We start from the raw sequence: 25,743 nt of genomic DNA on the forward strand, positions 1-25,743 counted from the left end.
ATTACAGCTTGCGCTTGATCGCCTCATTCACCAGCGCCGGATTGCCCTTGCCGGCCATGGCCTTCATCACCTGGCCCACAAAGAACCCGAACAGCTTGTCCTTGCCGGACTTGTATTCGGCCAGCTTGTCCGGGTTCGCCGCCAGCACCGCATCCACCGCCGCGTCGATGGCGCCGGTGTCCGTCACCTGCTTCAACCCCTTGGCCTCGACGATGGCGGCGGCGCTCTCGCCCGTCTCCATCATCGCTTCCAGGACTTCCTTGGCGATCTTGCCGTTGATGGTGGCATCCGCGATCAGGTCCAGCAGACCGCCCAGCGTGGCGGCGGAAATGGGGCTGGTCTCAATCCCCTTCCCCATGCGGTTCAGCCCGGCGAAGAAATCGCCCAGCATCCAGTTGGACGCGCTCTTGCCGTCACGGCCCTTTGCCAGCGTCTCATAGAAATCGGCGGTCGCCTGTTCCATCACCAGCACGCCGGCATCATAGGCCGGGATGCCGTAGTCACTGATGAAGCGGGCCTTCTTGGCGTCCGGCAGTTCCGGCAGGGCAGCGGCCAGACCGTCCACCCAATCCTGCTCGATCACCAGCGGCAGCAGGTCGGGGTCGGGGAAGTAGCGATAGTCATGCGCGTCTTCCTTGCTGCGCATGGACCGCGTTTCGCCCCGGCTCGGGTCGTACAGCCGCGTCTCCTGGTCAACCGTCTGTCCGGCTTCCCAGATTTCCACCTGACGGCGCGCCTCCACCTCAATCGCCTGCATGACGAAGCGGACGGAATTGACGTTCTTGATTTCGCAACGCGTGCGGAACTCCTCGCCCGCCTTACGGACAGAGACGTTCACGTCGGCGCGCATGGAGCCTTCCTCCATATTGCCGTCGCAAGTGCCGAGATAGCGCAGGATGGTGCGCAGTTTCCGCAAATAGGCACCGGCTTCCTCGGGCGAGCGCATATCGGGTTCCGACACGATTTCCATCAGCGCCACGCCGGCACGATTGAGATCGATGAAGGATTCCGCCGGATGCTGGTCATGCATCGACTTGCCGGCATCCTGCTCCAGATGCAGGCGGGTGACGCCGATATGGCGCAGCTCGCCGCTTTCCAGCTCGATATCGACGATGCCCTTGCCCACGATAGGATGGGCGAACTGGCTGATCTGATAGCCCTGCGGCAGATCGGCGTAGAAATAGTTTTTGCGGTCGAAACGGCTGACGAGATTGATCTCGGCTTTGAGGCCAAGACCCGTGCGCACGGCCTGGGCCACGCATTCGCCGTTGATGACGGGCAACATCCCGGGGAAGCCCGCGTCGATGAAGCTCACCTGGGCATTGGGCTCGCCGCCATACATGGCCGACGCCCCGCTGAACAGCTTAGCGTTGGAGACGACCTGGGCATGGACTTCAAGCCCGATGACCAGTTCCCAGGGGCCGGTGCGGCCTTCGATGATATAGGACATTACGCGCCCTCCCCCATGCGGATCTGCGGCAGGCCCTTGAAGCCGGCCGCCTTTTCCAGCGCCGCCCCGACCGCGAAAACTGTCTCCTCGTCGAAATGCCGGCCCAGCACCTGCAAGCCCAGCGGCAGGCCCTGCGCGTCCAGCCCGGCGGGGACGGACATGCCCGGCACGCCGGCCATGCTGGCCGGCACGGTGAAGATATCGTTCAGATACATCTGCACCGGGTCATCCGCGTTCTCCCCGATCGCGAAGGCGGCCGAGGGGGCCGTCGGCGTCAGCAAGGCGTCAACCTTGGAGAAGACGTCCGTGAAATCCTTAAGGATCAGCGCGCGGACCTTCTGCGCCTTCAGGTAATAGGCGTCGTAATAGCCGGCCGAGAGGACGTAGGTGCCCATCAGGATGCGGCGGCGCACTTCCCGGCCGAAACCGGCGGCGCGGGTGCCCTCATACAGATCTTTCAGATCATTCGCCGGCACGCGCAACCCGTAGCGCACGCCGTCATAGCGCGCGAGGTTGGACGAGGCCTCGGCCGGGGCGACGATATAATAGGTGGCGAGACCGTATTTGGTATGCGGCAGGGAGACGTCGACAATCTCCGCCCCCTGCTGGCGCAGCCAGTCCAGCCCCTGCGCCCACAGCGCCTCGATCTCAGCCGGCATCCCTTCAGCGCGATATTCGCGCGGCACGCCGATCTTCAGCCCCTTCACGCCGCGCTTCGCCGCCGCCGCGAAATCCGGCACGGCGCGGGGAACGGAGGTGCTGTCCTTGGGGTCATGCCCGGCCATGGAGCCGAGCAGGATGGCGGTATCCTCCACCGTCCGGGCGAAGGGCCCGGGCTGGTCGAGCGATGAGGCGAAGGCCACCACGCCGTAGCGCGAGCAGCGGCCGTAGGTCGGCTTGATGCCGACGATGCCGCAATAGGAGGCCGGCTGGCGGATGGACCCACCGGTATCCGTGCCGGTCGCGGCCAGGGCCATGCCGGCAGCAACGGCGGCGGCGGACCCGCCGGAGGAGCCGCCCGGCACCAGGGCCACGTCGCTGCCCTGGCGCTGCCAGGGATTGATGGTGGCGCCGAAGGCCGAATTGGTGGTGGCCGAGCCCATGGCGAACTCGTCCAGGTTCACCTTGCCCAGAAACACCGCGCCGTCGTGCAGCATATTACTCGTCACCGTGCTCTCATACGGCGGCACGAAGGGTTCCAGAATCTTGCTGGCGGCGGTCGTCTTCACGCCCTTGGTGCAGAAGACGTCCTTGATGGCCACCGGCAGACCGGTCAGCGGGCCGGCCTCGCCCTTTGCCAGCGCGGCATCGGCGGCGTCGGCCTGGGCCAAGGCCTGCTCGGCCGTCACGGTGATGAAGGCGTGCAGTTTCGGGTCCAGCGCCGTGATGGCGTCCAGATGCGCCTGCGTCAGTTCGCGGGAAGAAATGCGGCGGTTCAGCAGCGCGTCACGCGCGCTGGCGAGGGTGAATTCCAGGGTCATCGTCTTATTCCACGACCTTCGGCACGGTGAAGAAAGGCCCGGAACGGGCGGGGGCATTGGCCAGCACGGCATCGACCTGATCGCCGTCCGTCACCACATCGTCGCGGAGCGTCATCGCCGCCGCACCGATATTGGCGAGCGGATCGACGCCCGAGACATCGACCTCGTTCAGCTGTTCGATCCAGCCGATGATGGAGCCGAGCTCGACTTGCAGTTGCGCGACATCCTCATCGGCCAGACGGATACGCGCCAGCCGGGCGATGCGGCGGACGACGGCAGGGTCGAGGGGGGCGGATGAAGAGGCCATGGAGCAAAAACGGTCCTTGGGGTTTGAATCGGCGCGGACCATAAAGGCCGGCATGACAGTCATCAACTTCGAGGACCTATGCGCGGGGCTCGCGCAGGACGAACGGCTCATCGGGCTAGACCCGGGGTCGAAGACGATCGGGGTCGCCCTGTCGGATGTGCGGCTGAAAGTCGCCAGTCCCTTCGGCAGCATCACGCGGGGCAAGCTGTCGGGCATCGTGGAACAGCTCGGCCGCATCATCATCCGTGAGGAGGTCGGCGGGCTCGTCATCGGCCTGCCCCTGGGCGAGGACGGACGCATGGGCCGGGCGGCCCAGGCGGCGCGGGACTGGGCGTGGTCTATCTCCGACGCGCTCGGCCTGCCGGCGGCGCTGTGGGACGAGACCCTGACCACCGCCGAGACGCATGACGTGCTGATCCATGAGCTGGATATGAGCCGCAAGCGCCGCGCTCAGGTTATCGACCGCATGGCCGCCGCCCGCATCCTGCAAGCGGCGCTCGATTCCCGGAGCTGAGGTTTGCCGGGTTTGTAATGAGGCAAGTCTCAACCCTGTCATACCCGCGAAAGCGGGTATGACGTCGTTTCAACTAAAACCTGAAACGCTCTGGGCAGCCATATCAGGTGGCGCGTCCCGCAGGACGCGTCAGGCGGCGAGAGTGGCGATGGTGCTGGTTTTCATGCGGCTGGCGAGCGGCGCCAGACGATAGGTGCGGCCCGCGGCCTCCCGCACCTGGGACAGATCAGCGAAGCGCTGCCCGTCCAATGCCTTCAGCCGGGCATCGACCCCGACAAAGCGGTAGCTGTCGCCATAAAAGGCTGCGGCACCGACAAAAACGCCGTCGATCTCAATCACGTAAGACTGTTTCACCGAAGTCTCCTGGCGAAATCCGATTCCGCGGATACAGCCCTGAATGGGCCTGTTCCGCTTGACGAGGATGTAATAGCGGCTCGCAAATTCTAAAAGAAAACTATTTGTGACCAATGATCTATTGGTCTTTTTTGATGTCACTTGTGAAGAATGTGCGGAACGTATCTAATTATTAATTGACGGTTACTCTTTGGCTCTTTGGCCTGTTCCTTGAGCGGCAGCGCCTTGTGGCCCTGCCCGACGGCTCTTCCCAGATTGCGCGTTTCTCGCTGTGGTCAATACGCCCTTCAAAATATAAGCGACAGGCGTCAGCACCGCTGTTCATAGCACTGTCACTCTTCGGACGTCATTACGATATGTTGCTAAAAAAGAGTTTCAGCATTGCCGGCCATCGCACCTCGGTCGCGCTGGAAGCGGAATTCTGGACCGTGCTGGAACAGGCGGCACAGCGGCGCGGCGAGACGCTGACGGCCTTCGTCATTTCCGTTGACGCACAGCGAGCCGACGAGCGCCCCCTCGCCTCGGCCTTGCGCGTCCGTGCGCTGAAGGAAGCAGCGGCAGGCGACCACTAGCCGGGGCTCGCGACCATCCAGGCGGCCGGGTTTTGCAGCGGACCGCGCAGAACCGCCGCCGCCGCCGGCGCGCCGGTGGGTTTCAGCGCAAGGTCCAGATTGCAGACCCCACGCACGAGATCGACCTGCCCCTTGGCGTCCAAGGCTCCGGCAGCGCCTGTAATGCCGAAGGCATCGAGATTCAGTTCCCCCTGCGTCAGGGTCGCCGCGCCGGTCATCTGATCGAAAGCCGTCGTCCCCTGGAACAGCGCTTCGCCCAGCTTGTCGCCGGCGGGCGCCGTCTTGGCGGCAAGCACCGCCAGGGTGACGCCCGGCAGGCTGCCCGGTCCTGCCGTAAAGCCGAACTTGCCGGACAGGCTGGCAAGCCAGGAATCGAGGCTATAGCCGTGGGCAGACAGCGTCATCTGACCGTCCAGGCCCTTGACCTTCAGCCCCGTCGGCAACCAGGCGGGCAAGGCCCCGGACTGACCGGCCTGAGCATCCTGTAAACCGAGGTCAGCTTCGGCCTGCGGCGGATCGGCCGTCACCAGCTTCACGGTGCCGAAGACATTGCCGCCCAGGAAGGCGGCGCGTTCCAGAGCCAGGCGCAGCACGCCGTCGGACATGTCGAGATTCGCGCGTATCTGTTTGGCGACCGGCGTCAGATCGTCGGTAATCGCGCCGGCCGAAACGTCCAGCGTGGCATTCCAGCCGGTCAGCAATTCCAGCGGCAAAGGATCCTGCCGGTCTGGATGCGGCACCGGCAGTGACGCGAAACTCAGCGCCCCCGTTATCCGCCGTTCGTCCGGCGGCGCCTTGACCTGATGCGCCAGATGGCCGCTGCCATGGATAAGCCCCAGGCTGAAGGTCAGCGGACTGACGCTCCAATTGCTGCCGTCGGACGCAGCATCGGCGACCACCGACAAAGACCCCTCGCCCAGCCAATTTCCCCCGCCCGCGAAACCCAGCGCCGCCATCAGCCGCCGGGCGCTTGGATGCTGAAGGGTCAGCGCGCCCTTCCAGCGACCATGCATCAGATCCAGCACCGGCTGGGCCGAGAAGCTGAGATCACCGAGATTGCCTTGAAGATTCAGCGCCAGAGCCGCCGTCGGGCCGGAGGCCGTGACGGTCGCGGTCAGCGGCTGGGACCAGATATCGGTATCCAGATCGCGCAGCGACGGTGGCATGAGGTCAACGATGGGCGTCGCATGCGGCGCCGTCAGCACCAGCCGCCCGCTGCTCAGCTTGCCTTTGGCGTCCATGGCCCCCGAGGCGAGGATCTGCATGCCACCGTCCTGGGCCGCCAATTGCCGCAGGTTGAGCGCGCCATTATCCACCGCCGCGTCCAGCAAGGCATGGTCCAGCCGGTCGCCACCGAGCCAGACCTCATCCGCCGACAGTTGCAAATCGGCATTGATGCCACTCAACTGGCCGGCCAATGCGTCCGGCCGGGGCGGATTGATCAGCCAGGCGCCCGGAAGCCACTGCCCAAGGTCGATGCGCGCGAAGGCAAGGCCGGCCGAGATATGGGCGGGCTTGCCTGTGGTCAGCACCATGCCGCCGGTCATGGTGGTATCGTTCATCAGCCCGTCGATCTGGGTGAGCGCGACCTGTCCGGGCACGGCGTCGAGATGCGAGTCGATCGCCAGCGACGTCAGGCCGGACAGCGCGTTCGACAGGTCCGGCACCAGTCCGGCCTGGGCCAGCCAGTGCAACGTCACCAGCGGCGCGGGCGCCGAAAGCTGCATGCGCCCACTGAAGCCGGCGGCCTGCGGATCATAATAGCCGGTCAGCGACAATCCGGCCTCGCCCGGCAGTACCACCGTCAGGGCGTCGAGCTTCAGGCGCGTCGATGAGGTCGACAGCTTGACGCCGAAATGGCGCAGCAGCCCTTCGCCATAGATGGCGGCATCGGCGTCGAGCGACAGATCAAGCGGCAGGCCACGGCTGCTGGCGGCCGGAAAGGCCTTCAGCCAAGGGCCGAGATCAAGGCGTGGCGTATGCAGGTTGACGGAGAGCCGGGGCGTGGAGGTCGCCTCAGCCTGCGGGCCGTTCAGGCGCAGCAGCACGTCGCCCGTCGTCGTCATGCTGCCAAGCGTCGCCGCGACATCCGTCATATGGATGGCGCGCCCATCGGCCAGCACCTGCCCCTGCGCGTCGAAACCCAGCGGCGGTGCGGCGATGAAAGCCGAAAGATCGTCGCCCTGGGCCGTGAACTGGCCGGAAATCTGGCCGTCGCCGTTCAGCATGCCCTTGAGGTCGAGCTTGGTATTGGGCGCGGCGGTGGTGGCGAGCGCCAGATGGACGCCGGCATTGCCGTCCGACGACGGCCAGGACAGATGCAGATCGACCTGCCAGGGCCGGCCGCCGGCCTTGGCCGTGCCGTCCACCGCCAAAGCGTCATCGGCCCCGCCGGTGACGATCGAAAAATCGGCATCCGTGACGCGCAGAGCGCCGAAGGTGAAAGTGCCGTGGGTGACGTCGGCCGAGAGCGCGGCCAGCCAGGGCGGCGGCTCTATCGCGTCCGGCCCGCCCGGCAGCGGCCAGGGCAGCCGGATATCCGGCCGGTTTAGCTCGACATGGGTGACGGCGATGCGGCCCGTGACCAGGGCACCGAGCGACAGGTTGAGCGTCAGCGCCCCGGTCGTCATGCGCACACCGTCGCCGCCGTCATTCACCTTCACCTTTTCGGCGGTGATCGAGGGCTGCGGCAGCAGGATAAGATGGATTTCGCCGTTGATCTGCACCTCGCGGCCGAGGATTTCGCTGGCGACCGCCTGAACGGCGGCGCGATGCGCGCTCCAATCCGCAAGGCGCGGACCGAACCACAGCACGGCCAGCATCAGCGCCAGCAGGACCACCACCGCGCCGAAGACGCGACCGCGCCGCGAGCGGGGCGCGGGGCGCGAGTGCGGCCGGCGCGGGTCACGCGGGGTTAGGGGCGCAGGCGCTCTCACGTCCGGCCTGCCTCATGCGTCGTCACTTGATACGTCATATCTCTCAGGACCGAAGCCGCTCCACATAATCCTGGCCCGGCATCAGCGCCGCTGCGGAAGGTCTCGTCATACTGGCGACAGGCATCCACGAATAGCGGGTTATTCATCCACTTATGGCCGCTTGTTGATATCGCCCTGCCGCGCATGGCGTGTTAGACCTCCGCCATGTTGTGGGGAAAGATCATCGGCGGCGTCGCGGGCTTCGCCGTCGGCGGTCCGGCTGGCGCCATTATGGGCGCGGCGCTCGGTCATGCGGCCGATGCGGGTGCTATTCCACAGATCCAGAAGACCCTGAGAGGTTTTAACGGCGGCCGATTCGGCGCCTCCTCCGCGCCGCTCAACTCCGCCCGCCTGGCCGCCATGCTGGGGCAGCGCGACCAGCTTTTCGCCATCGCCGCTGTCAGCCTCTCGGCCAAGCTCGCCAAATGCGACGGGCCGGTGAACCGCGCCGAGATCGACGCCTTCAAGCGCGCTTTCCATATACCGCCGCAGAATGTGCCGCTGGTCGGACGCCTGTTCGACGAAGCGCGGTCCTCTCCGCAGGGGTTCGAGCCTTTCGCCGAGGAACTGGCGCTGGCCTTCGACGACAATCGCGTCGTGCTCGACGAAGTGCTGCGCTCGCTTTTCGTCATCGCCCGGGCCGACGGTCCCGTGAATGCGGCCGAAACGCGCTTCCTAAAGGAAGTTCACCAGTTGCTGCGGCTGGACCGATTCGCCTGGGATCAGGCGATGAACAATCAAAGCCGCGCCGCCCGTGGGTCTGACGAGGGCGATGCTTATGCCGAGCTTGGGCTGACCCGCGCCGCCACCAACGAGGAATTGCGCGAGGCCCGCAAGAAGCTGATGCGGGAGAACCACCCGGACAGCCTTGCCTCGCGCGGCGTGCCGCCGGAATTCGTCGCCCGCGCCACCGAGCGCGCCGCCCGCGTCAATGCGGCCTGGGACCGCATCAAGCGCGAACGCGGCCTGTAATAAGGCTGCGGCGGCTCAGTAGCCGCCCATCATCGCCCGCAGATAGACCATCGTGATCAGACGCTGGAGACCCTCGAGCAGCAGAATCGCGATCAGCGGGCTGATATCGATATTACCCAGATAGGGGATGACGCGGCGGATCGGATTCAGGATCGGCCTCGTGACGCGTTCGAGGAAATCCATCACCGTCCAGACCATCCGGTTGCGGGTATCGATGACCCCGAAGGAGGCCAACATGCTGAACAGCGCCGCGAGAATGATCGCCCAAATATAGAGGCTGATCACCTTCTGCACGAGCCACACAACAGTATTCAGAACGGGGTCCATGAAAGCCTTTCCTTGCAGGAGCGCGGACCCTAACGGCCGCCAATCAGCCATGCAACCGAGGAGCGCGGCGGCGTGCTTGACACAGAACGGCAACCCAAGCATTAACCCGGCCACGGGAATGGGGCTGTAGCTCAGTTGGTAGAGCGCGTCGTTCGCAATGACGAGGTCAGGGGTTCGATTCCCCTCAGCTCCACCATTCTTGTTTTCCATATTTCCAATTGTATCAGTAACTAACGTCTGCGCGTTGAGGCACCGTCTCAACATTTCGACACAGTTGCGCCACAGCGCCGTCACCTTGTCCGGGTCAATCTGGCGCATGGACAAGCGCATCATCATCACAGAGACCGAAGAGGCGACGCCGACCGGCCGCACGGCCCTGATGGCGGAAGCCTATGTCGCACCCGCTGGCACGGCGCGCAGGCGAACGACCCCGCCGCTGGAATGGCAGGCGCTACTGCTGCGCTATCTGCCCGAGCCGGTGAGCGTCAGCCACAGCGTCAAACGATTCGCTGTGCGATGACGCCTCTGCCCGGTGCCTAACGCTTGCCGACTTCTCTGGAATCACAATTAAAGCCGTCATGCCCGGCCCCGGTGCCGGGCATCCAGGCCTTTAGGCGCCACAGCGTATGGATCCCCGGGTCAGGCCCGGGGATGACACAATATGGCTTGCCTCGCCCCCCTTCTGACACGCCCTCTTGTCTGGACGGCATAGAGCAGGCCAAGGATTGGTGATGGACGGTTTCTGGCAGGATTTCACGGCGCGGCCCGCAGATGGGCCGCCCTATCGCGACCGCTACAGCGTGGCGGTGGGCGGCCGGATGCTGGACCTGCCGATCCGCCCGCTGCCGCAACCGGAAAGCGCCGTCGCCTCGCTTCTCGCCAATCAGGCCAGTTTCACGGTCATCGATCGGCTGACGGAATCGATGGCCGCCCTCGCCCAGCGCTTCCAGCCCGATGTCGTAGTCGGCCTGCCGACGCTGGGCCTGACCTTCGCGCCCGGCATCGCCCGCGCGCTGGGCCAACCGAATTACGTGCCGCTCGGCTATTCCCGCAAATTCTGGTACAGGGATGACCTCTCGGTGCCGATCCGCTCCATCACCTCGCCGGACGCGGAAAAGCATCTGTTCGTCGACCCGCTGATCCTGTCACGCCTGACGGGACGGCGCGTGCTGGTGGTGGATGACGTGGCCAGCACCGGCCGGTCCCTGAAGGCCGCAGCCGAGCTTCTGGCGCTATGCGATGTCAGCGTCGTCGGCGCCGTTGTCGCCATGCGCCAGGGCGCCCATGACCCGGCGAAGGATCCCTTCCCCATCGCCCATGTCTTCGCGACCCCACGTTTCACGCGGCGCGCCGACGGCTGGTGGCCCGAGGGTTAAGCCTATCGACAGGCGCCCGCCGCTGCGGTTTGCTGGCCGCTTGTGACCGGAGCCGTGCCGCATGACCGAGACGCCTCACCCCGACGACGCTGGCCGCGCCGCCGCCCTTCTGGCCGCACAGGACAAGGCCGCGAGCCTCTTCGATGTCATCGAGCGGGATCTGGTGCGCCCCGGCATCAGCGAAAGCGCGCTGAGCGAGGAAATCTATCAACTCGCTGCCGCCCGTTTCGGGGTGGAGACGCATTGGCATAAGCGCGTGGTGCGCAGCGGCCCGCATACGCTGATGCCCTATGTCGAAAATCCGCCTGACCGGGTGATCGCGGCCGACGACATCCTCTTCGTCGATCTGGGGCCGGTCTTCGAAGCCTGGGAGGCCGATTTCGGCCGCACCTTCGTGCTGGGCAATGACCCGATCAAGCACAAGCTGCGCGACGCGCTGGCGCCCACCTTCGCCACCGTGAAGGCGGTCTATGAGGCGTCACCCGACATGACCGGTGAAGCGCTCTACGCCATTGCCACGGAAGCGGCCGAGGCCGCCGGCTGGACCTTCGGCGGCACCATCGCCGGCCATCTGGTGGGGGATTTTTCGCATGAACTGATCCCCGGCGACCGCATCGGTTCCTATATCATGCCCGGCAGCACGACGCGGCTGAGCGACCGTGACGAATCCGGCCGGCGATTGCACTGGATTTTGGAAATCCATCTGGTCGACCGCGCCCGCCAGATCGGCGCTTTCTATGAGGAATTGCTAACCGTCGGCTAAGCCGGTGCGTGGCAGACGGCCTCGATATTATGGCCGTCCGGGTCCAGCACGAAGGCGCCGTAGTAATCGGCATGGTAGTGCGGCCGCAGGCCCGGCGCACCATTGTCGCGCCCGCCGATCGCAATGGCAGCAGCATAAAACCGATCCACGGCCGCACGGTCCAAGGCCGTGAAGGCGACATGCACGCCGCTCTGCGGCTTATCCTTCAGGCCGATCCAAAAAAACGCCTTCTCGCCATCGCCGTAGCCGGCGAAGGTCGCGCCGTCGCTGGCCATAGAGGCGATGCCGAGCGGCGCGAGCGCCGCGTCATAGAACACCCGCGCCTTGGCGAAATCGGTCACGCCGATGGTCACATGGTCCAGCATCGCCGCCTCCATCTGTCTCGAACGAAGGCTAGAGCGTTTCAGGTTTGGATTGAAGCGCGTTCCAACCGTCATGCCCGGCTCAGGGGCCGAGCACGACAGATGGAAGGGCGGTGCCGATCCTGATGGAAACGCTCTAAACCCAACACCGCACGAGGCTGACGGTGACGCGGAACGGGGTTTCGTTCCCCTGCCCCGCGTCATCCCCGGTCAGGATGACGCGACGGATGCCGGGTAGAAGGCTGTCCGGCATCGCCCCCGTCACCAGCACGCTGGCCTTGGCCAGGCTTTCCGCCAGGCCTGCCGTCAGGGACAGGGCCGGCGGCAACCAGGCCGGCGGCACGCCCGCCACCCAAATCCGGTCATCGGGCCTGAGATCGGCCGCCAGCAGCAGACCGGCCAAAAGCGCCGGCGCGATGTCGGGACGGCCGGCGAAATCCTGGATCAGGCTCAGCGCCGAATCGCGCTCATTCGCCTCGCAAGATGGATTCGTGAGCCCCCGCGCCCTCAGCCACAGCCGATAGGCGAAGCCATTCGAACAAGCTTCCGATTCCGTCAGGGCCTGTCGCGAAACGGGGGAGGATAAGGTGTCAGCCATGCATCTGAATATGACAGGTTTCGGAAAGAGGGGCTTGATCGGCGTCACAAGGCCCGTCTATATGCCGCTCACCGCACGGCGGGGCCATAGCTCAGTTGGTAGAGCGCTTGAATGGCATTCAAGAGGTCAGGGGTTCGACTCCCCTTGGCTCCACCACGGTAACCCTTTGACTAGGCTAGGGTTATCGTGGATGGAATTTCCCAATCCGATACAATCGCACAGCATCATCAGGCCCGGCAACTGATCAGCATCGAGCGCTGAAACGGGTTCAGCACGGTGGCACTCAGGTCTTTGGAAACGACGTCATAGCCGGCCGGGCAGACCTTGGCGGCCTTGGCATAGCAATCCGACAATTGATGCTGAATGCCGCTGCAACTGACCTTATAGCCCGGCCCGCCCCCGGGCAGGGCCGCCTGCTCGGCGCTGGCACAGCCCGCCAGCGACGCCAGGCTTAATAAAATAGCCGTCCGCTTCCAGGCCATTCCGCTCACTCCCCCAATTGCTACGGCAGATGGGCAGGCTCCGCATTGCCGCCAACCCCTGTCCTGGCACGCCAGGGCCTGCGGTCCAGATCGGCGGACGGAATACCGCTCAGCATCGTCTCATGCAGAATGCGCTCACGCTCGATCGCACCCGCGTCCGGCTCGCCGGCCGCCTGCAGGACGCTCTCCTCGCCCGCGTCCAGCACGATGGCGGTGAGAAAGCCGGAACGATAGGCGCCGGTATCGTTGGAGATGCGATTGGACGCGAAAATGGGCCGGTCACCGATGATGGTATGGCCGTGAACGATCCGCCGGGGCAAAGGACCGGCAAAGTCCAGAAATTCTTCCCGGATCCAGAGCAGGTCTTCCTCCGCCTGATCGGCCAGCGGCACGCCGGGCCGAATGCCGGCATGGACGAAAAAATAGGTGCCGTCGTCATGGGTCAGCGGCAGGCCTGAGATGAAGTCGACATGGCGGGCAATCGTCTCGCGCACGGCCTGTCTGCCCCCCACGCGGCCATAGCTTTCCAGCGTATAGGTGAACAGGAACCAGGCCCAGTCGGGCACATCCTGGCCCGTGGTCACGCTGCGCACGAAGAGTTGGTCATGATTGCCGAGGAGGCAGAGGAATTCATCCTCCGCACGGTCCGGCCCGGCGATCAGCCGCTCGAGCACACCGCAGGAATCGAAACCCCGGTCCACATAATCGCCCGTGAAGATGATGCGGGCGCGCGCCTGGCGGGCGACGGCATCCGCCGTGATCAGATCCAGCAAGCGCAGCAGCAGGTCCAGCCGGCCGTGGATATCCGCCACGGCATAGGTCACGACACGTCTCTCATCAAAGCTTGGCAATGTCCGCAGCACCCATTCGTTTCACGCTAGATGGCAGATCAGGGCCGGCCCGTCACGCGGCCGAGCCGCGCCTTTGGCGGGACGCAGGCGCATGTCTTATTCTGTTCATGCCCCGGCGCGGCGCTGCCAAATACTGACATGTCGCACCATGAATAACAGAAAGTATTCACGACGTTTCATGAGGATATTGGCGATAATCATCGCCTTATAGTTTTGTCTGCCTGCCGCGTTCAATATCTATGCGGTCGCGTGCCGGTCATCCATCCGTGAGAGCGCCGTTCCGGCCTTTCGTTGCAAACGAAAGTGCCGAGCGCATTTGCGCCAACCCTGCCGCCCATTTCCGTTTCGGATTTAGACTGTTACGGTGACAGGTGATGGTCTCTGCCATGGGCACTATCCGGCTTCAGGCGTCTTCCGCTCTTACATGTTGATTTTGCTCAAGATTGACAAATTCCTTGAATTGCTTGATCAAAAATCATCGCAAGCGGCTTGCGGCATTTTGCCGCAGCGTCAATAGCATTCGGCCCTTGAATCGCTTGCGGTTCAGCATCGTCAACACCAAGACAGCACGAGAACCCGGCGGCAGATGTTGAACACGGATTTACAGGGCGACCGATCCAAGACGCGTGGCAGCTGGATGTGGTCATTCAATGGCCTCGGCATCGATATCAGCCTGGCCGTCGATCGCAGCAATCCCGTCGGCCGCGTGCTGTCCAGGCTGAACGCCATGCCAGACCGTTTCTATTGGCGCGCGATGATCGTCACCGCCATCGCCATGGTCTGCGTCTGGCTGCGCTGCACGACCATCCTGTCCCATGCCACCTTCTGGGGCGAGGACGGCTGGGTCTGGTATCCGACCTGCTATAACCAGGGCTGGACATGCCTGCTGGTGCCGCATTCGGGCTATCTACAGACCGAATCCATGCTGACGGCCCTTGTCAGCCAATGGTTTTCGCTGATCAACGCGCCGAACGTGTTTGCCTGGGTCGCCCTGCTGATTCAGGCGGCGCCGGCCGCCTTCCTGCTGTCGCATCGCATGGCGGAGGCCATTCCGTCCAAGGGCATCCGCCTGGTACTGGCCGCCCTGCTGATCGCCATTCCGGGGATGCAGGAGGTCTATGTCAATACAACCGATTCCCAGTGGCATCTGCCTCTGCTGGCCTTTCTGATCCTGACGGCGGCCGCACCGCGCAACACCGTTGAAAAGATTTTCGACACGCTGGTTCTGGTCATCAGCGGCCTGAGCGGACCCTTTTCAGTGTTCCTGGCCCTGCCTGCCCTTCTCTGGTGGTTCTATAGGCGGACGCCATGGAATGTCTGGCGTGCGTCCCTTGTTATCGTAACGGCGCTGATCCAGATCGGTGTCGTCCTGGCCCATCAGGCCAGCCGTGGCAGCGGCGTCCCTATGGGTGCGACTATCCCGACCTTCGATACGATCATGATGGTGAAAATCATCGGTGTCGCGACCATCGGCGCGCAGACCATCGTCACCAATTTCTGGGATTACGGCCAGGGCTGGCTGTCCAGCGGCCATCCCTGGCCGGTTGTCGTCGCCACGATCCTGACCCTTCTGGTGATTGCGCTGACCGTGCTGGCCTTCCTGCGCGGCCCGCTGATCCTGAAAGGCTTCCTGATTTTTGCCTGGTCCGAGTTTGCCGCCAGCCTGCTGGACAGCCTGCCCTTGCCAGGCATGACCATGTGGCACGCCTTGGAAATCACGATCGCCTATCGCTACGCGTTTCATCCGATCTGTGCCTGGCTTGTGGTGCTGGTCGCCTGTGCCGCCAGCGGCATCAGGCCCGCGCGATGGATCGGCTTTGCCTTGCTGGCCTGCACCGTCTTCGTCGCCATACCGGCGGATTGGTATCTCAATCCCTTGCCGAAGCAGACCTATCGCGACTTTCATCACGACGCCAAGGTCTTTGCCAAGGCAAAGCCCGGCACGACAATGTCCTTCCCGGTTCGGCCGATGAATACCCCGATGACGCTGGTTAAAAATTAAAACCGCCAGCCCAATGGCGCGGCTGGCCGGGCAGCGTTAGACGGAAACCTTGTCTTGCCCGAGCGACGCGGCCTGAATGAGGCCGCGCACCGCCAGGACAAGAAGGATGGCCGCCGCCGTGAAAAGCAGGGCGGCGCCGATACGGCGATAAGCGATGACGCCGATCACGCCGCCACAGACGAAGGCCGCGACCGTTTGCAGGTGCAGTTTGAGCTTGTCGCGATTGGCCCTGGCTTCCGCCGAGGCCGAGCCGCGAAATTCCAGCAGATTAGCGATTTCGATGCCGATATCGGTCACCATGCCGGTGACATGCGTGGTGCGGACGCGCGCGTTGGAAATGCGGGTCACCACGGCATTTTGCAGCCCGAGCGCGAAGGCCAGGCCGAAAGCCAGCACGACGCCGCGAATCAGCGCAGGCATCCAGCCGTCGACGAACCCGAGGCCGATCAGCAGCGCGGCTTCGACCACGATATTCAGCGCGAAGATGCGGACAATACCCCGCCGCCGGCCGAAATTGATCAGCAGCGTGGACAGCGTGGCACCGGCGACAAAGGTCAGCACGAGGCCCAGATAGGGCAAGGCCGCCAGCAGGTCGCCGACACCGAAGCGGTCCGCGAAAGCCGAGACATTGCCCGTCATATTGGCCGAAAACATACCGACCGCGTAAAGGCCCGCCGTATTCAGCGCGCCGGCCACGCCGGCCAGCCACCAGGCCAGCGCCTGATCGGCCTTGTAGCTTCGCTGTTCGCCCTGATGAACCAGCATGTCCCAGCCCCTCGCAGCCACGGCAAGACCTTAGCGCCGTTCCGCGACGGGCCAAAATCACCATGAATTTCATATGCCTACCCCGCGTGAGGGGATGCCCGTCAGGCAGCGGCTGGCCTTGGCATATCGCCGAAACGAAATCGGCTCTGTAAGCTGCGGTCCCAGACCAGCAAGCCGAGGACCGTTATGCGCCTTCCGACCTCCGTGCCGTCGACATTCCCGCCCCTTCCGCCCGCCGCGCCGTTTCGCCGGTTGATCATCGCGGGGATCGCGGTTGCGGTGGTTCTGGTGGCGCTGCTGGCGCTGAACCCCTTCTATACCGTGCAATCCGGCACCGTTGGGCTGAAGACCGCCTTCGGCTCGGTGCAGCCGGAAGCGCTGCCGCCCGGCCTGCATTTCGCCATTCCCTTCTACCAGAGCGTGGTGACGGTCTCGACACAGCCGCAAACGGTCACCAGTAACGAAACCGCCGCGACGCATGATTTGCAGACCGTGCAGACGGCCATCGCGGTGACCTTTCATATCGACCCGGCCGAGGCCTCCTATTTCTGGCAGAATTTCCGCTCCTTCGACACGGTGGGCCAGCGCATCATCACGCCTTCGGTCAGCAATGACGTGAAGGCCATCACCGCGCGCTACGACGCCCAGGAACTGGTCACCTCGCGCGACAGGATCGACGCCGAGATCAAGGATCTGGTGGTCGCCTCCCTCGCCCCCTATCACCTGACGGTCGAGACCGTGAACGTCGCCAATTTCGCCTTCTCGGAGGCCTATGAGCAGGCGATCGAACAAAAGCAGGTCGCGCAGCAGCAGGCCTTGCAGGCGCAATATACGCTGCAGCAGACGCAGATCAGCGCGCAGCAGCAGGTTGTCCAGGCAAAAGCGGCGGCCGACGCGACGGTCGCGACCGCCAACGGCAATGCGCAGGCAACGGTGTTGCAGGCGCAAGCCGAGGCCAAGGCCAATACCCTGGTCAATGCCTCGCTCACGCCCGAGATTTTGCAACTGCGCGCGCTGTCGCGCTGGAACGGCGTGATGCCGACCTACCTGACCGGCAATACGCCCCTGCCCTTCATCGGTGCGACACCGGGGCGGTAGAGCGTTTCAGAGTTAGATGGAATTGCCTCCAAAGTTAGTCATCCTCGGCCTTGCCGGCCGCGCCTTGTGCCGAGGATCCATACGTTGTGGCGCCTAAACATGGATCGCCGGGTCAAGCCCGGCGATGACGGAAACAGGGCGACTTCAGTCAGAACCCGACAGACACTAGCCAACCCTCATGGACAGCTCAACCTCATCGCCGAAGGGCGTCGAGATGTAGCCATTCGCGGGTAACCGCACGCGGGCCAGATAGTCCGGGCTGTAATCGGCGTTATCGGCGACGATGCAAGCGCCCGGCCGCAGCCGGCTTTCCACGCGGTCCAGAATCTCCGGGTAGAGAGACTTGGCACCGTCCAGGAGAAGAAGATCGATCTGGTCCGGCAGATCGCGGTCCAGGGTCTGCAAGGCGTCGCCTTCCCGGAATTCCACAAGGTCGAGGAGACCCGCTTCCGTCAGATGCGCGCGGGCCTTTGCCACCTTGCCGGGTTCGAACTCGCTGGTGATGAGTTGTCCGCCGCCATTGTCGCGCAAGGCTGCGGCCAGATGGATGGTGGAAATGCCGAAGGACGTGCCGAATTCGACAATGGTGCGGGCGCGGCCGCTGCGCGCCAGCATATAGAGTAGCGCGCCTGTCTCCCGGCTGACGGCCAGCGGCAGATCCTTCATGCGGCCGTAGAAATCCCGATACTCGGTCTTGCTCCGCATCAGGCGGTTCTGCTCGTCCTCTGACATCGCGGCCAGATCGGGGCTGGCACCCGACCATGACGCGGCGTCGGTGGCAAACAGACGCTCCAGCAGGGGCGCGACAGGGGCAGTGGTCAGCGTGGTCATGAGGGTCTCCGGTCGTCACATAGCGCGTTCTTGCGCGGCCCTAGAAATACGACTAATTCGTCACATTCTCTATTCGCATTCCCCGGCACCCTCATGACCGCTTCGCAAAAATCCCGGATTGCCTCACGAAAACAGCCGAAACAGGCGCGTTCCACCGTGCTGGTTTCCGCCATTCTGGAAGCGGCGGCTCAGGTTTTGGCGGCCGAGGGGGCGGCGCGCTTCACCACCGCGCGGGTGGCGGAAAAGGCGGGCGTCAGCGTGGGCTCGCTGTATCAGTATTTCCCCAACAAGGCCGCCATCCTGTTTCGCTTGCAAAGCGACGAATGGCGCCAGACGACCGATTTGCTGCGCGGCATTCTGGACGAGACGACAACCCCGCCCTTGCAGCGTCTGCGCCACCTCGTTCATGCCTTCATCCAGTCGGAATGCGAGGAAGCCGCTATGCGGGTGGCCTTGAGCGACGCAGCGCCGCTGTATCGCGATGCGCCCGAGGCGCAAGCCGTGCGGGTTTCAGGCAGCGACCGGATGCGGCAGTTCATGGCTGAGGTCTTGCCGCACGTGCCCGAAGCTGAGCGCCTGGTTGCGGGCGAGCTTGTGAATATGACGCTGGGGGCCGTCGGCAAGCAGTTTTCCGAAACGACGCGCAGCCAGCCTGAGATCGACGCCTATGCGGGCGCGATGGCCGATATGGTCTGCGCCTATCTGGAAAAACTGGAACAGACGGCCGCAGCCGGGGCTTGACCGCCCATGCCCGGCCCATCCTCAACTGTTGCTGAAAGCGCTTGCCGCGGGCCAAGCCCCTGACCACCTCCATCATAGCGGCATTCAGCCGCGACAGGAGACGGTTATGGCCAGCATCGACATGCCGCGCGATCCAGGCGGCGATAAGATCGCGGCAAGCCAGGTCAACGGCACCACGGTCTACGACACGGCCGGCACAAAGCTTGGCCATGTCTTTGACATCGTCATCGACAAGGTTTCGGGCCAGACAGATTATGCCGTGCTGAGCTTCGGTGGGTTCCTGGGTATCGGCGACCGCTACCATCCGCTGCCCTGGCCGCAATTGCGCTATGACACCGAACGGGGCGGCTATGTGATCGACCGCAGCCGCGCCCAGCTTGAAGGCGCGCCGCATTACGATGCCGATCACATCGGCACATGGTCCGGCGGCCAAAGCCAAGCCGTCGACAGCTATTACGGCGGCGGCGATGCCGGGCTGGGTGCCGAGCCGATCCGCTGATCAGAGCGGCTTGGTGATGCGGTACAGCCCGACATCGATGGCGCCGGCGCGGAAACCCGCCTCGCAATAGGCGAGATAATAATCCCAGCGGCGGCTGAAGGCGTCATCCATGCCTTCAGCGCGCAGCACCGGCCCGGCCGCGTGAAAGCGGCGGCGCCATTCCGCCAAAGTTTCGGCATAGCTCAACCCGAAGGTTTCCAATCCTTCCAGGCGCAGGCCGGCGCGGCTGATTTCATCCTGCATGATGGGAATGGTGGGCAGCATGCCGCCCGGAAAGACATAGAGCTGAATGAAATCCGGCACGCGCAGATAGGCCTCGAATTTTTCTTCCGAAATTGAGATGACCTGTAAAACGGCTGTCCCGCCGGGTGCCAGACAGTCCTGCAACCGCTGGAAATAAGCCGGCCAATAGTCGCGGCCTACGGCTTCCAGCATTTCGATGGAAACGATGCGGTCAAACTGCCCCTCGACATCGCGGTAATCCTGCAAACGCAAATCCGCCTGCCCGGCCTGCACGGAAAAGGCGAGACGTTCGCGCGCATAGTCCAATTGCGCGGGCGACAGTGTCAGCCCGGTGACATGGCATCCGCGCGCCACCAGCCGCTGCGCCAGGCCGCCCCAGCCACAGCCGATTTCCAGCACCTCTTCCCCGCCCTCGATATCGAGCAGCGACAGGATGCGGTCCTGCTTCACGGTCTGTGCCTGTTCCAGCGTCTGCGCGTTCCTGCCGTAGAGCGCTGAGGAATAGGTCATGCCGTCGTCCAGCCAACGGCGGTAGAAGTCATTGCCGAGATCGTAATGCGCCATGATATTGCGGCGCGCGCCGAGCTTGGTATTGGCGTGGCGGCCATGGCGCAGGCGGTTGAGGCTGCGGGTCAGCCAGGAACCATCCAGAGAATTGCCCAGAGCCGTCTGGTTCCGTGCGGCGAGTTCGATCAACACCGGCAGGTCCGGACTGTGCCAATCCCCGTCCATATAGGATTCCGCGAAGCCGACATCGCCGCGCAAGGCCAGTTTCAGCAAAGGCCGCCAGCTATGCAGCGCCAGAACCGCTTCCGGGCCGGGCTCGGCGCCTTGGCCGACCAATTCAGTGCCGCCGGGCAGGCGCACGACCAGCCGGCCAAGCGCCAGCCGTCGCAACAGCTTCGCCAGGATGACGCGCCCAAGCAGAGCACCGGGTGCGAAGGGAATGGAGGCAGAGGCCGCAAAACTGGACATAATCAGCCTGTCACGATTGTAACGGTGTGCGCGGGCGGTGCGGGCTTGGGATAGAACCCCACCTTCTTGCGCCAGAGTTTCAAAGCTTCCCAATGGATGCCGGCGATAACCTTCAAGCCCAGCGCGGGCGATTTCAGAACCGCGCCGAGCAGGGCGGCGTCCGTCAGTTCCACGCGCTGTCCCGACAGGCCGGCGGTGATGACCTTGCCGGTTGCGCCGCCCACCGCGCCCATGCCGTCGATGACGACCGACAGGCGCTTGCCCGGTGGCAGCACGCGAAAGCGGTATTCCATGTCCATCGGCATGAAGGGCGAGACATGAAACACTTTGCGCGTGGCCTGGCGGATGCTGCGGCTTTCCGGATTTTCCACCCCGATCAGATAGGAATGGCGCTGCCCGAAGGTGTTGTTGACCTGGTACAGAATGCCGCGCAGCGCGCCCGCCGCGTCATGACAAAAAAAGACGCTGAGCGGATTGAAGGCATGACCCAGCACACGCGGCATGCAGAGCAGGCGGATCGCGCCGGACGCATCGATGCCGGCGGCTGCACATTGATCCCGCACCCAGTCGCGCAAACCCTGCGCGCGGCCGTCACCATGATCGCGCTCGAAAAAGCTCACCAGATTGAAGCGGCCGACGGAAAACAGGCGCAGCTTGGATGACAGGCTTTGCATCTCATCGAGATCAATCAGGATCGAGAAGATGCGGTAACGCAGGTCATGCCGGGCGGGATGATAGCGCCGGTGCATGACGACGCCGGGATAAAGGGCGGATTGCCATGTCATGCGTCAAGCGTCCGCCGCGCGCTGATCTCAGCCGCCTCCTGCGACAGGAAGATGCGCCCGGATTCATCGGCGACCTGCCAAGGCCGGCGCACGCCGCCCAGCGCTTCGGCCACGGCGAGCCCGGCCTGCAATCCATCCTCATGAAAGCCGGCGCCGAACCAGGCGCCGCAGAACCAGACGCCGCCCCGCCCCTGGATATCCCATAGCTGCCGCTGCGCCGCTGCCGTGCGCGCGTCGAACAGCGGATGCGCATAACTCTCCGTATGCAGGATGCTGCCTGCCTTGGGCGGATGCGACGGGTTGATGGTGACGAAATAATCCGTGGGTGCCGGCAGATTCTGTAGCCGGTTCATCCAATAGGTCAGATAAGGCGGCGGCGCACCGACGCCCTCTGTTTCAACGAAATTCCAGGATGACCAGGCAAGCTTGCGCTTGGGCATCAGGCTGCGGTCGGTATGCAGCACGGCCAGGTTGCGGGTGGTGCCGAAAGCGCCGAGCAGATCGCGCTCGCGGTCATCCGCGTCGGCCAGCATGGCCAGCGCCTGATGCGCGTGGGTCGCGATAACGACATGGTCATGCTCGGCACTCTCTCCGCCCATATCCCAGATTTTGACACGACCGCCCAAGCGCTCCACCCGACGGATCGGGCGATTTTTGTAGATGCGCCCCGAAATGCCCGAGACGAGCTTGAAGACATAGGCAGCCGACCCGCGGGTAACCGTGCGCCAGATCGGGCGGCGGGCGATCTGCAAAAGCCCGTGATTGACGCAGAAGCGCAGAAAGGCACCGGCCGGATAATGCGCGATGCCGTCCGTCGGCGTGGACCAGATGGCGGAGGCCATGGGCAGAAGATGATCGTCGCGGAAAGCCGCGCCATAGCCGCGCAGATCGAGATAGGCGCCGAGCGTCATGCCCTGCCGCTCGATCATGTCGATGTCGCGCGGGGCCTCCCGATAGAAGCGCCAAAGATCGCGCAGCATGGACCAGAAGCGCGGCCGTAGGATATTGCGCGGCTGGGCGAAAAGCCCGGGCAGATCGCGCCCCGCATATTCGAAGCCGCCATCATCCTTCGACACCGCGAAAGACATGTCGGAAGCTTCCGTCGGCACATCCAGATGCTGGAACAACGCCGTCAGATTCGGATAGGTCTGCTCGTTATAGACGATGAAGCCGGTATCGATGCCGAGCGGCCCGGTGGGGCTTGGCACCCGCACGGTATTGCTATGGCCGCCCAGCCGGTCATCGGCCTCGTACAGGGTCACGTCATGACGCTGGCTGAGCAGCCAGGCAGCCGAAAGGCCGGCGATGCCCGAGCCAACCACGGCGATATTCAAACGCTCGGCCTTCGTTTCGGCGGCAGTGATAGACATGTTTTGACCCCATCCACCCTGTCGGCACCCTGCGATGCTCCAACCTGTTCCATACGCAGGGAAAAGCGGCACGGATGCAGGCGGCTGCCTTGCCGGATCGCCGCTCGCGCGCAGGCAGATGAGACGCTTCATTGCACGCGAACGGACGAAAGCTGTCGGGATAATATGCGGAATGAATTGCCCAATCCTGAACCGTGCATCACGCGGCGCGGCGTGACCCGCTCTGTATTTGGGCTGGGCCTGCTCGGTCTGGCGGCAACCGCCTGTTCACCTTTGGGTGTGCTCAACGGTCTGGCGCCACGCCGGCGCGCGGCCGAGGATATTGCCTATGGCCCCGACCCGCGCCAGAGGCTGGATATCTATGTGCCGGACGGGTTGAAGGCCCCGGCGCCGGTCGTCGTCTTCTATTACGGCGGCGGCTGGGACAGCGGATCGAAAACCATGTACCGCTTCGTCGGCGGCGCACTGGCGGCAAAAGGCTTCATCACTGTCATTCCCGATTACCGGCTGTATCCGCAGGTCCGCTACCCGACATTTCTGGAGGATTGCGCCCTCGCCTTCGCTTGGACGGCGGCTCATAGCCGCCAATGGGGCGGCAGCGACACGCAAATGCTGATGGGCCATTCCGCCGGTGCCTATAACGCGGCGATGCTGGCGCTGGACCCCACCTATCTGCGCGCCGCGCAAAGCCGGCTGATGCCGGCCGGCACGGTGGGCATTGCCGGCCCCTATGATTTCCTGCCGCTGCAAAGCGCGGAACTGAAGACGATCTTTGGCTTCCCGACCGCGCCCGAAACCCAGCCGATCAACCATGTCGATGGCCACAACGCGCCGATGCTGCTGCTGGCCGGCACCAAGGACGTCACTGTCCTGCCACGCAATACCCAGCACCTGGCCGCGCGCATCAAGGACGCCGGCGGCCCGGTCTCATCCAAGCTCTATCCGGGGATCGATCACCGGGAGATCATCGGCGCCATGGGCCAGCCCTTCCGCTTTCTGGCGCCGACTTTGCCCGACAGCGTCGCCTTCCTGCACGGCATCGCATCTGGGCAGGCTCAGCCCACGTAAGGCTTTCATGGCGCTTCTTCTTTTCGTCACGCTTCTCTGTTGCAGCCTGCTGATGCTGATCGCCTGGCGCGTGCAGCAATCCAGCGGCAATAGCACCTGGGTCGATGTCGCCTGGACTTTTGGCACGGGCGCGGCCGGCATCGCGCTGGCCCTATGGCCGCTATCGGGTCACGGCCCGATGACGGCGCGCCAAGGCCTCGTCGCAGTGATTGCCGCGCTTTGGGCCTTGCGGCTGGGAGCACATCTGCTGCAACGCGCGCTGAAGGGCCGGGACGATCCGCGCTATGCCAAGCTGAAGGAAAGCTGGGGCGCGTCCTATCAGTGGAAGATGCCGGCTTTCCTGCAAATGCAGGCCGTCAGCGTTTTCATTCTTGCCATGTTCATCATGCTGGCCGGGCGTAACCCCGCCCCCGGCCTCGGCCTGCTCGATATTCTGGCGATCATCATCGCTGGCTGCTCCATCATCGGGGAAGCCCTGGCCGACCGCGAGGTTGCGCGTTTCGCCGCCAATCCCGCGAACAAGGGCAAGATCTGCGAGGCCGGGCTATGGGGCTGGTCGCGCCATCCGAACTACTTTTTCGAATGGCTGATCTGGGTCGCCTATGCGCTCTTCGCCATCAGCGGTTTGTCCTTTCCCTGGGGCGCGCTCGCCTGGGCCGGTCCTGTCGTGATGTATCTGGTTCTCGTCCATGCCTCCGGCATTCCGCCGACCGAGGAACATATGCTGCGCTCCCGTGGCGACGCTTTTCGCGACTATCAAAGCCGCGTCTCCAAATTCCTGCCTTTGCCGCCAAGGAAAGCCCGTTCATGACCGCATTTGCGACCCTTGCCGCCGCGACGGCCGAGCGCTTTCCCATCCCTGACGCGCTGTCGCGCATGGGCATCAGCATGATGGTGGAGCGCACGCGGCAGAAGCTGGCGACGCAGGCCGGTGCAAATGGGCAGTTCGCGGCCGATATGGCTGATTTTCCCATCGCCCAGCATACGGACGCCGCTAATGCCCAGCATTACGAGGTGCCGGCCGCCTTTTTCGGCACCGTGCTGGGACCGCGCCGCAAATATTCGTCCTGCTTCTATGAAACCGGGCGCGAGACTTTGGGCGCCGCCGAAATCCTCGCCTTGCAGGCAACGGTCGACCATGCCGGCATCGCCCAGGGGCAGGATATTCTGGAACTCGGCTGCGGCTGGGGGTCACTCACCCTGTTCATGGCCGAGCGCTTTTCAGACTCTCGCGTCACCGCCGTTTCCAACTCGGCCTCTCAGCGCGCCCATATCGAGGCGGAAGCCCGCTCACGCGGCCTGAACAATATCCGCGTCATCACCGCCGATATGAACGATTTCAAACCGGCCGGGCGGTTCGACCGCATCGTTTCGGTGGAGATGTTCGAGCATATGGCCAATTGGCGGCCGCTTCTTTCCGGCATGCGGGACTGGCTGCGCCCCAATGGCCTGGCAATGATCCATATCTTCACCCACCGGCTGGCCCCCTACCGCTTCGACCTCAACGACAAGGCGGATTGGATAGCGCAGCATTTCTTCACCGGCGGCATCATGCCCAGCCGCGACCTGATGGGCTGCTTCCCGGACCTGTTTACGGTGGAGCAGGAATGGCAATGGGACGGTCGCCATTACCAGCGCACGGCGGAAGCCTGGCTGCGCAATTTCGATGCGAATAGGACCGGTATTCGCCGTATTCTGTCACCCGTCTATGGGCGCGATACCGCTGTTTGGGAACGCCGCTGGCGGCTGTTTTTCCTGGCGACAGCCGGCCTGTTCGGCCATGCCGGCGGCGCGGAATGGGGTGTCACGCATTACCGTCTGCGGCCGGTCGTCTAAGACCGGCCGGCAGGCTCAAAAATGCGGGTTGACCATGAAATGGAACAAAACCAGCAGAAGCAGGCTGACCACGAGCGCCACCAGCATGCTCGCAGGTCGGAAAGCCGATCCGCGCGCGGGCTGTGATTTGATCGGTTCAGCCATCT

The 25,743-nt window shown here is 64.0% G+C and carries 29 protein-coding genes and 2 tRNA genes; 15 read left to right on the forward strand and 16 right to left on the reverse strand.

Annotated features, from left to right (window positions below):
- Position 1: 1 nt before the first annotated feature.
- From gatB to gatC, 3 genes are read right to left on the reverse strand one after another with little or no spacing between them, the layout of a single operon-like run.
- Positions 2–1,450 (reverse strand): Asp-tRNA(Asn)/Glu-tRNA(Gln) amidotransferase subunit GatB, encoded by a 1,449-nt coding sequence (gene gatB / locus ASILVAE211_RS15435; protein ID WP_227322240.1) that lies wholly within the window; start codon positions 1,448–1,450, stop codon positions 2–4.
- Positions 1,450–2,931 carry an Asp-tRNA(Asn)/Glu-tRNA(Gln) amidotransferase subunit GatA gene (gene gatA / locus ASILVAE211_RS15440; RefSeq protein ID WP_227322241.1) on the reverse strand — a complete coding sequence of 494 codons (1,482 nt, stop codon included), beginning with the start codon at positions 2,929–2,931 and terminating at the stop codon, positions 1,450–1,452. The genes gatB and gatA overlap by 1 nt, the downstream gene beginning before the upstream one ends.
- A gap of 4 nt (positions 2,932–2,935) precedes the next feature.
- A complete protein-coding gene (gene gatC, locus ASILVAE211_RS15445) occupies positions 2,936–3,238 on the reverse strand; it encodes an Asp-tRNA(Asn)/Glu-tRNA(Gln) amidotransferase subunit GatC (RefSeq protein ID WP_227322242.1) in 303 nt (100 codons plus the stop codon).
- Positions 3,239–3,290: 52 nt separating this feature from the next.
- Between gatC and ruvX the strand changes: the two genes are divergently transcribed.
- Positions 3,291–3,752: a Holliday junction resolvase RuvX gene (gene ruvX / locus ASILVAE211_RS15450; RefSeq protein ID WP_227322243.1), complete on the forward strand. Its 462-nt coding sequence runs from the start codon at positions 3,291–3,293 to the stop codon at positions 3,750–3,752.
- A gap of 129 nt (positions 3,753–3,881) precedes the next feature.
- Here ruvX and ASILVAE211_RS15455 read toward each other — a convergent pair whose 3' ends face one another.
- On the reverse strand, positions 3,882–4,106 hold the full coding sequence (locus tag ASILVAE211_RS15455) for a hypothetical protein (protein WP_227322244.1): 225 nt from the start codon (positions 4,104–4,106) through the stop codon (positions 3,882–3,884).
- 356 nt (positions 4,107–4,462) lie between these two features.
- Here ASILVAE211_RS15455 and ASILVAE211_RS15460 point away from each other — a divergent pair, with 356 nt between their 5' ends.
- Positions 4,463–4,678: a ribbon-helix-helix domain-containing protein gene (locus ASILVAE211_RS15460; protein ID WP_227322245.1), complete on the forward strand. Its 216-nt coding sequence runs from the start codon at positions 4,463–4,465 to the stop codon at positions 4,676–4,678.
- On the opposite strand, the gene ASILVAE211_RS26345 is transcribed toward ASILVAE211_RS15460, so the two are convergent.
- Entirely contained in the window at positions 4,675–7,614 is a 2,940-nt protein-coding gene (locus ASILVAE211_RS26345) for an AsmA family protein (RefSeq protein ID WP_227322246.1), read from the reverse strand. The genes ASILVAE211_RS15460 and ASILVAE211_RS26345 overlap by 4 nt on opposite strands.
- Before the next feature lie 204 nt (positions 7,615–7,818).
- Here ASILVAE211_RS26345 and ASILVAE211_RS15470 point away from each other — a divergent pair, with 204 nt between their 5' ends.
- Positions 7,819–8,625 (forward strand): TerB family tellurite resistance protein, encoded by an 807-nt coding sequence (locus tag ASILVAE211_RS15470; RefSeq protein WP_227322247.1) that lies wholly within the window; start codon positions 7,819–7,821, stop codon positions 8,623–8,625.
- A gap of 15 nt (positions 8,626–8,640) precedes the next feature.
- Here ASILVAE211_RS15470 and ASILVAE211_RS15475 read toward each other — a convergent pair whose 3' ends face one another.
- On the reverse strand, positions 8,641–8,952 hold the full coding sequence (locus ASILVAE211_RS15475; protein ID WP_227322248.1) for a YggT family protein: 312 nt from the start codon (positions 8,950–8,952) through the stop codon (positions 8,641–8,643).
- Between the two features lie 120 nt (positions 8,953–9,072).
- Between ASILVAE211_RS15475 and ASILVAE211_RS15480 the strand changes: the two genes are divergently transcribed.
- The 4 genes from ASILVAE211_RS15480 (at position 9,073) to ASILVAE211_RS15495 (ending at position 11,091) form a co-directional block, all read left to right on the forward strand.
- Positions 9,073–9,148, forward strand: a tRNA-Ala gene (locus ASILVAE211_RS15480).
- A 120-nt stretch (positions 9,149–9,268) separates the two neighbouring features.
- Entirely contained in the window at positions 9,269–9,472 is a 204-nt protein-coding gene (locus tag ASILVAE211_RS15485; protein ID WP_227322249.1) for a hypothetical protein, read from the forward strand.
- Positions 9,473–9,683: 211 nt separating this feature from the next.
- Positions 9,684–10,328: a phosphoribosyltransferase gene (locus tag ASILVAE211_RS15490; protein ID WP_227322250.1), complete on the forward strand. Its 645-nt coding sequence runs from the start codon at positions 9,684–9,686 to the stop codon at positions 10,326–10,328.
- Between the two features lie 61 nt (positions 10,329–10,389).
- Positions 10,390–11,091 (forward strand): M24 family metallopeptidase, encoded by a 702-nt coding sequence (locus ASILVAE211_RS15495; RefSeq protein WP_227322251.1) that lies wholly within the window; start codon positions 10,390–10,392, stop codon positions 11,089–11,091.
- On the opposite strand, the gene ASILVAE211_RS15500 is transcribed toward ASILVAE211_RS15495, so the two are convergent.
- Complete coding sequence (locus tag ASILVAE211_RS15500; RefSeq protein WP_227322252.1) at positions 11,088–11,456, reverse strand: VOC family protein; 369 nt, start codon at positions 11,454–11,456, stop codon at positions 11,088–11,090. The genes ASILVAE211_RS15495 and ASILVAE211_RS15500 overlap by 4 nt on opposite strands.
- Before the next feature lie 133 nt (positions 11,457–11,589).
- The gene (locus ASILVAE211_RS15505; RefSeq protein ID WP_227322253.1) at positions 11,590–12,051 is read right to left on the reverse strand and encodes a hypothetical protein; all 462 of its coding nucleotides are present in this window, start codon (positions 12,049–12,051) and stop codon (positions 11,590–11,592) included.
- An 80-nt stretch (positions 12,052–12,131) separates the two neighbouring features.
- Between ASILVAE211_RS15505 and ASILVAE211_RS15510 the strand changes: the two genes are divergently transcribed.
- Positions 12,132–12,207: transfer RNA gene (locus tag ASILVAE211_RS15510), tRNA-Ala, on the forward strand.
- Positions 12,208–12,278: 71 nt separating this feature from the next.
- Here ASILVAE211_RS15510 and ASILVAE211_RS15515 read toward each other — a convergent pair.
- A complete protein-coding gene (locus tag ASILVAE211_RS15515) occupies positions 12,279–12,533 on the reverse strand; it encodes a hypothetical protein (RefSeq protein WP_227322254.1) in 255 nt (84 codons plus the stop codon).
- A 20-nt stretch (positions 12,534–12,553) separates the two neighbouring features.
- The gene (locus ASILVAE211_RS15520) at positions 12,554–13,357 is read right to left on the reverse strand and encodes a metallophosphoesterase (protein WP_227322255.1); all 804 of its coding nucleotides are present in this window, start codon (positions 13,355–13,357) and stop codon (positions 12,554–12,556) included.
- 613 nt (positions 13,358–13,970) lie between these two features.
- On the opposite strand from ASILVAE211_RS15520, the gene ASILVAE211_RS15525 reads away from it, so the two are divergent.
- The gene (locus ASILVAE211_RS15525) at positions 13,971–15,386 is read left to right on the forward strand and encodes a hypothetical protein (protein WP_227322256.1); all 1,416 of its coding nucleotides are present in this window, start codon (positions 13,971–13,973) and stop codon (positions 15,384–15,386) included.
- A gap of 36 nt (positions 15,387–15,422) precedes the next feature.
- Here the strand turns inward: ASILVAE211_RS15525 and ASILVAE211_RS15530 are convergent, their stop codons facing one another.
- The gene (locus ASILVAE211_RS15530; RefSeq protein WP_227322257.1) at positions 15,423–16,151 is read right to left on the reverse strand and encodes a YoaK family protein; all 729 of its coding nucleotides are present in this window, start codon (positions 16,149–16,151) and stop codon (positions 15,423–15,425) included.
- Between the two features lie 186 nt (positions 16,152–16,337).
- Between ASILVAE211_RS15530 and ASILVAE211_RS15535 the strand changes: the two genes are divergently transcribed.
- The gene (locus tag ASILVAE211_RS15535; protein ID WP_227322258.1) at positions 16,338–17,249 is read left to right on the forward strand and encodes a prohibitin family protein; all 912 of its coding nucleotides are present in this window, start codon (positions 16,338–16,340) and stop codon (positions 17,247–17,249) included.
- A 165-nt stretch (positions 17,250–17,414) separates the two neighbouring features.
- Here the strand turns inward: ASILVAE211_RS15535 and ASILVAE211_RS15540 are convergent, their stop codons facing one another.
- On the reverse strand, positions 17,415–18,080 hold the full coding sequence (locus ASILVAE211_RS15540; RefSeq protein WP_227322259.1) for an O-methyltransferase: 666 nt from the start codon (positions 18,078–18,080) through the stop codon (positions 17,415–17,417).
- A gap of 93 nt (positions 18,081–18,173) precedes the next feature.
- On the opposite strand from ASILVAE211_RS15540, the gene ASILVAE211_RS15545 reads away from it, so the two are divergent.
- Together ASILVAE211_RS15545 and ASILVAE211_RS15550 are read left to right on the forward strand one after the other, a co-directional pair.
- Positions 18,174–18,821 (forward strand): TetR family transcriptional regulator, encoded by a 648-nt coding sequence (locus tag ASILVAE211_RS15545; RefSeq protein WP_227322260.1) that lies wholly within the window; start codon positions 18,174–18,176, stop codon positions 18,819–18,821.
- A 106-nt stretch (positions 18,822–18,927) separates the two neighbouring features.
- Positions 18,928–19,320: a PRC-barrel domain-containing protein gene (locus ASILVAE211_RS15550; protein WP_227322261.1), complete on the forward strand. Its 393-nt coding sequence runs from the start codon at positions 18,928–18,930 to the stop codon at positions 19,318–19,320.
- Here the strand turns inward: ASILVAE211_RS15550 and ASILVAE211_RS15555 are convergent, their stop codons facing one another.
- The 3 genes from ASILVAE211_RS15555 to ASILVAE211_RS15565 are packed head-to-tail and all read right to left on the reverse strand — an operon-like array spanning position 19,321 to position 22,693.
- On the reverse strand, positions 19,321–20,538 hold the full coding sequence (locus tag ASILVAE211_RS15555; RefSeq protein WP_227322262.1) for an SAM-dependent methyltransferase: 1,218 nt from the start codon (positions 20,536–20,538) through the stop codon (positions 19,321–19,323).
- A 2-nt stretch (positions 20,539–20,540) separates the two neighbouring features.
- Positions 20,541–21,323, reverse strand: coding sequence for a DUF1365 domain-containing protein (locus tag ASILVAE211_RS15560; protein WP_227322263.1), 783 nt, complete (start codon positions 21,321–21,323; stop codon positions 20,541–20,543).
- Positions 21,320–22,693 (reverse strand): NAD(P)/FAD-dependent oxidoreductase, encoded by a 1,374-nt coding sequence (locus tag ASILVAE211_RS15565; RefSeq protein WP_227322264.1) that lies wholly within the window; start codon positions 22,691–22,693, stop codon positions 21,320–21,322. The genes ASILVAE211_RS15560 and ASILVAE211_RS15565 overlap by 4 nt, the downstream gene beginning before the upstream one ends.
- A gap of 165 nt (positions 22,694–22,858) precedes the next feature.
- On the opposite strand from ASILVAE211_RS15565, the gene ASILVAE211_RS15570 reads away from it, so the two are divergent.
- The 3 genes from ASILVAE211_RS15570 to ASILVAE211_RS15580 are packed head-to-tail and all read left to right on the forward strand — an operon-like array spanning position 22,859 to position 25,597.
- A complete protein-coding gene (locus ASILVAE211_RS15570) occupies positions 22,859–23,761 on the forward strand; it encodes an alpha/beta hydrolase (protein ID WP_227322265.1) in 903 nt (300 codons plus the stop codon).
- Between the two features lie 7 nt (positions 23,762–23,768).
- Positions 23,769–24,572 carry a DUF1295 domain-containing protein gene (locus ASILVAE211_RS15575; protein ID WP_227322266.1) on the forward strand — a complete coding sequence of 268 codons (804 nt, stop codon included), beginning with the start codon at positions 23,769–23,771 and terminating at the stop codon, positions 24,570–24,572.
- Complete coding sequence (locus ASILVAE211_RS15580; RefSeq protein ID WP_227322267.1) at positions 24,569–25,597, forward strand: SAM-dependent methyltransferase; 1,029 nt, start codon at positions 24,569–24,571, stop codon at positions 25,595–25,597. Before ASILVAE211_RS15575 ends, ASILVAE211_RS15580 begins: the two co-directional genes overlap by 4 nt.
- A 15-nt stretch (positions 25,598–25,612) precedes the next feature.
- Here the strand turns inward: ASILVAE211_RS15580 and ASILVAE211_RS26040 are convergent, their stop codons facing one another.
- The gene (locus ASILVAE211_RS26040) at positions 25,613–25,741 is read right to left on the reverse strand and encodes a hypothetical protein (protein WP_264478904.1); all 129 of its coding nucleotides are present in this window, start codon (positions 25,739–25,741) and stop codon (positions 25,613–25,615) included.
- Between the last annotated feature and the right edge of the window lie 2 nt (positions 25,742–25,743).

The organism is Acidisoma silvae, assembly GCF_020618775.1.
In the GTDB taxonomy this organism is placed as follows: Bacteria; Pseudomonadota; Alphaproteobacteria; order Acetobacterales; family Acetobacteraceae; genus Acidisoma; species Acidisoma silvae.

Coding starts and splice junctions, on each gene's coding strand:
- gatB (WP_227322240.1), bottom strand. CDS start 1,450: ATGTCCTATATCATCGAAGGCCGCACCGGCCCCTGGGAACTGGTCATC.
- gatA (WP_227322241.1), bottom strand. CDS start 2,931: ATGACCCTGGAATTCACCCTCGCCAGCGCGCGTGACGCGCTGCTGAAC.
- gatC (WP_227322242.1), bottom strand. CDS start 3,238: ATGGCCTCTTCATCCGCCCCCCTCGACCCTGCCGTCGTCCGCCGCATC.
- ruvX (WP_227322243.1), top strand. CDS start 3,291: ATGACAGTCATCAACTTCGAGGACCTATGCGCGGGGCTCGCGCAGGAC.
- ASILVAE211_RS15460 (WP_227322245.1), top strand. CDS start 4,463: ATGTTGCTAAAAAAGAGTTTCAGCATTGCCGGCCATCGCACCTCGGTC.
- ASILVAE211_RS15470 (WP_227322247.1), top strand. CDS start 7,819: ATGTTGTGGGGAAAGATCATCGGCGGCGTCGCGGGCTTCGCCGTCGGC.
- ASILVAE211_RS15475 (WP_227322248.1), bottom strand. CDS start 8,952: ATGGACCCCGTTCTGAATACTGTTGTGTGGCTCGTGCAGAAGGTGATC.
- ASILVAE211_RS15485 (WP_227322249.1), top strand. CDS start 9,269: ATGGACAAGCGCATCATCATCACAGAGACCGAAGAGGCGACGCCGACC.
- ASILVAE211_RS15490 (WP_227322250.1), top strand. CDS start 9,684: ATGGACGGTTTCTGGCAGGATTTCACGGCGCGGCCCGCAGATGGGCCG.
- ASILVAE211_RS15495 (WP_227322251.1), top strand. CDS start 10,390: ATGACCGAGACGCCTCACCCCGACGACGCTGGCCGCGCCGCCGCCCTT.
- ASILVAE211_RS15500 (WP_227322252.1), bottom strand. CDS start 11,456: ATGCTGGACCATGTGACCATCGGCGTGACCGATTTCGCCAAGGCGCGG.
- ASILVAE211_RS15505 (WP_227322253.1), bottom strand. CDS start 12,051: ATGGCTGACACCTTATCCTCCCCCGTTTCGCGACAGGCCCTGACGGAA.
- ASILVAE211_RS15515 (WP_227322254.1), bottom strand. CDS start 12,533: ATGGCCTGGAAGCGGACGGCTATTTTATTAAGCCTGGCGTCGCTGGCG.
- ASILVAE211_RS15525 (WP_227322256.1), top strand. CDS start 13,971: ATGTTGAACACGGATTTACAGGGCGACCGATCCAAGACGCGTGGCAGC.
- ASILVAE211_RS15530 (WP_227322257.1), bottom strand. CDS start 16,151: ATGCTGGTTCATCAGGGCGAACAGCGAAGCTACAAGGCCGATCAGGCG.
- ASILVAE211_RS15535 (WP_227322258.1), top strand. CDS start 16,338: ATGCGCCTTCCGACCTCCGTGCCGTCGACATTCCCGCCCCTTCCGCCC.
- ASILVAE211_RS15540 (WP_227322259.1), bottom strand. CDS start 18,080: ATGACCACGCTGACCACTGCCCCTGTCGCGCCCCTGCTGGAGCGTCTG.
- ASILVAE211_RS15545 (WP_227322260.1), top strand. CDS start 18,174: ATGACCGCTTCGCAAAAATCCCGGATTGCCTCACGAAAACAGCCGAAA.
- ASILVAE211_RS15550 (WP_227322261.1), top strand. CDS start 18,928: ATGGCCAGCATCGACATGCCGCGCGATCCAGGCGGCGATAAGATCGCG.
- ASILVAE211_RS15555 (WP_227322262.1), bottom strand. CDS start 20,538: ATGTCCAGTTTTGCGGCCTCTGCCTCCATTCCCTTCGCACCCGGTGCT.
- ASILVAE211_RS15560 (WP_227322263.1), bottom strand. CDS start 21,323: ATGACATGGCAATCCGCCCTTTATCCCGGCGTCGTCATGCACCGGCGC.
- ASILVAE211_RS15565 (WP_227322264.1), bottom strand. CDS start 22,693: ATGTCTATCACTGCCGCCGAAACGAAGGCCGAGCGTTTGAATATCGCC.
- ASILVAE211_RS15570 (WP_227322265.1), top strand. CDS start 22,859: ATGCGGAATGAATTGCCCAATCCTGAACCGTGCATCACGCGGCGCGGC.
- ASILVAE211_RS15575 (WP_227322266.1), top strand. CDS start 23,769: ATGGCGCTTCTTCTTTTCGTCACGCTTCTCTGTTGCAGCCTGCTGATG.
- ASILVAE211_RS15580 (WP_227322267.1), top strand. CDS start 24,569: ATGACCGCATTTGCGACCCTTGCCGCCGCGACGGCCGAGCGCTTTCCC.
- ASILVAE211_RS26040 (WP_264478904.1), bottom strand. CDS start 25,741: ATGGCTGAACCGATCAAATCACAGCCCGCGCGCGGATCGGCTTTCCGA.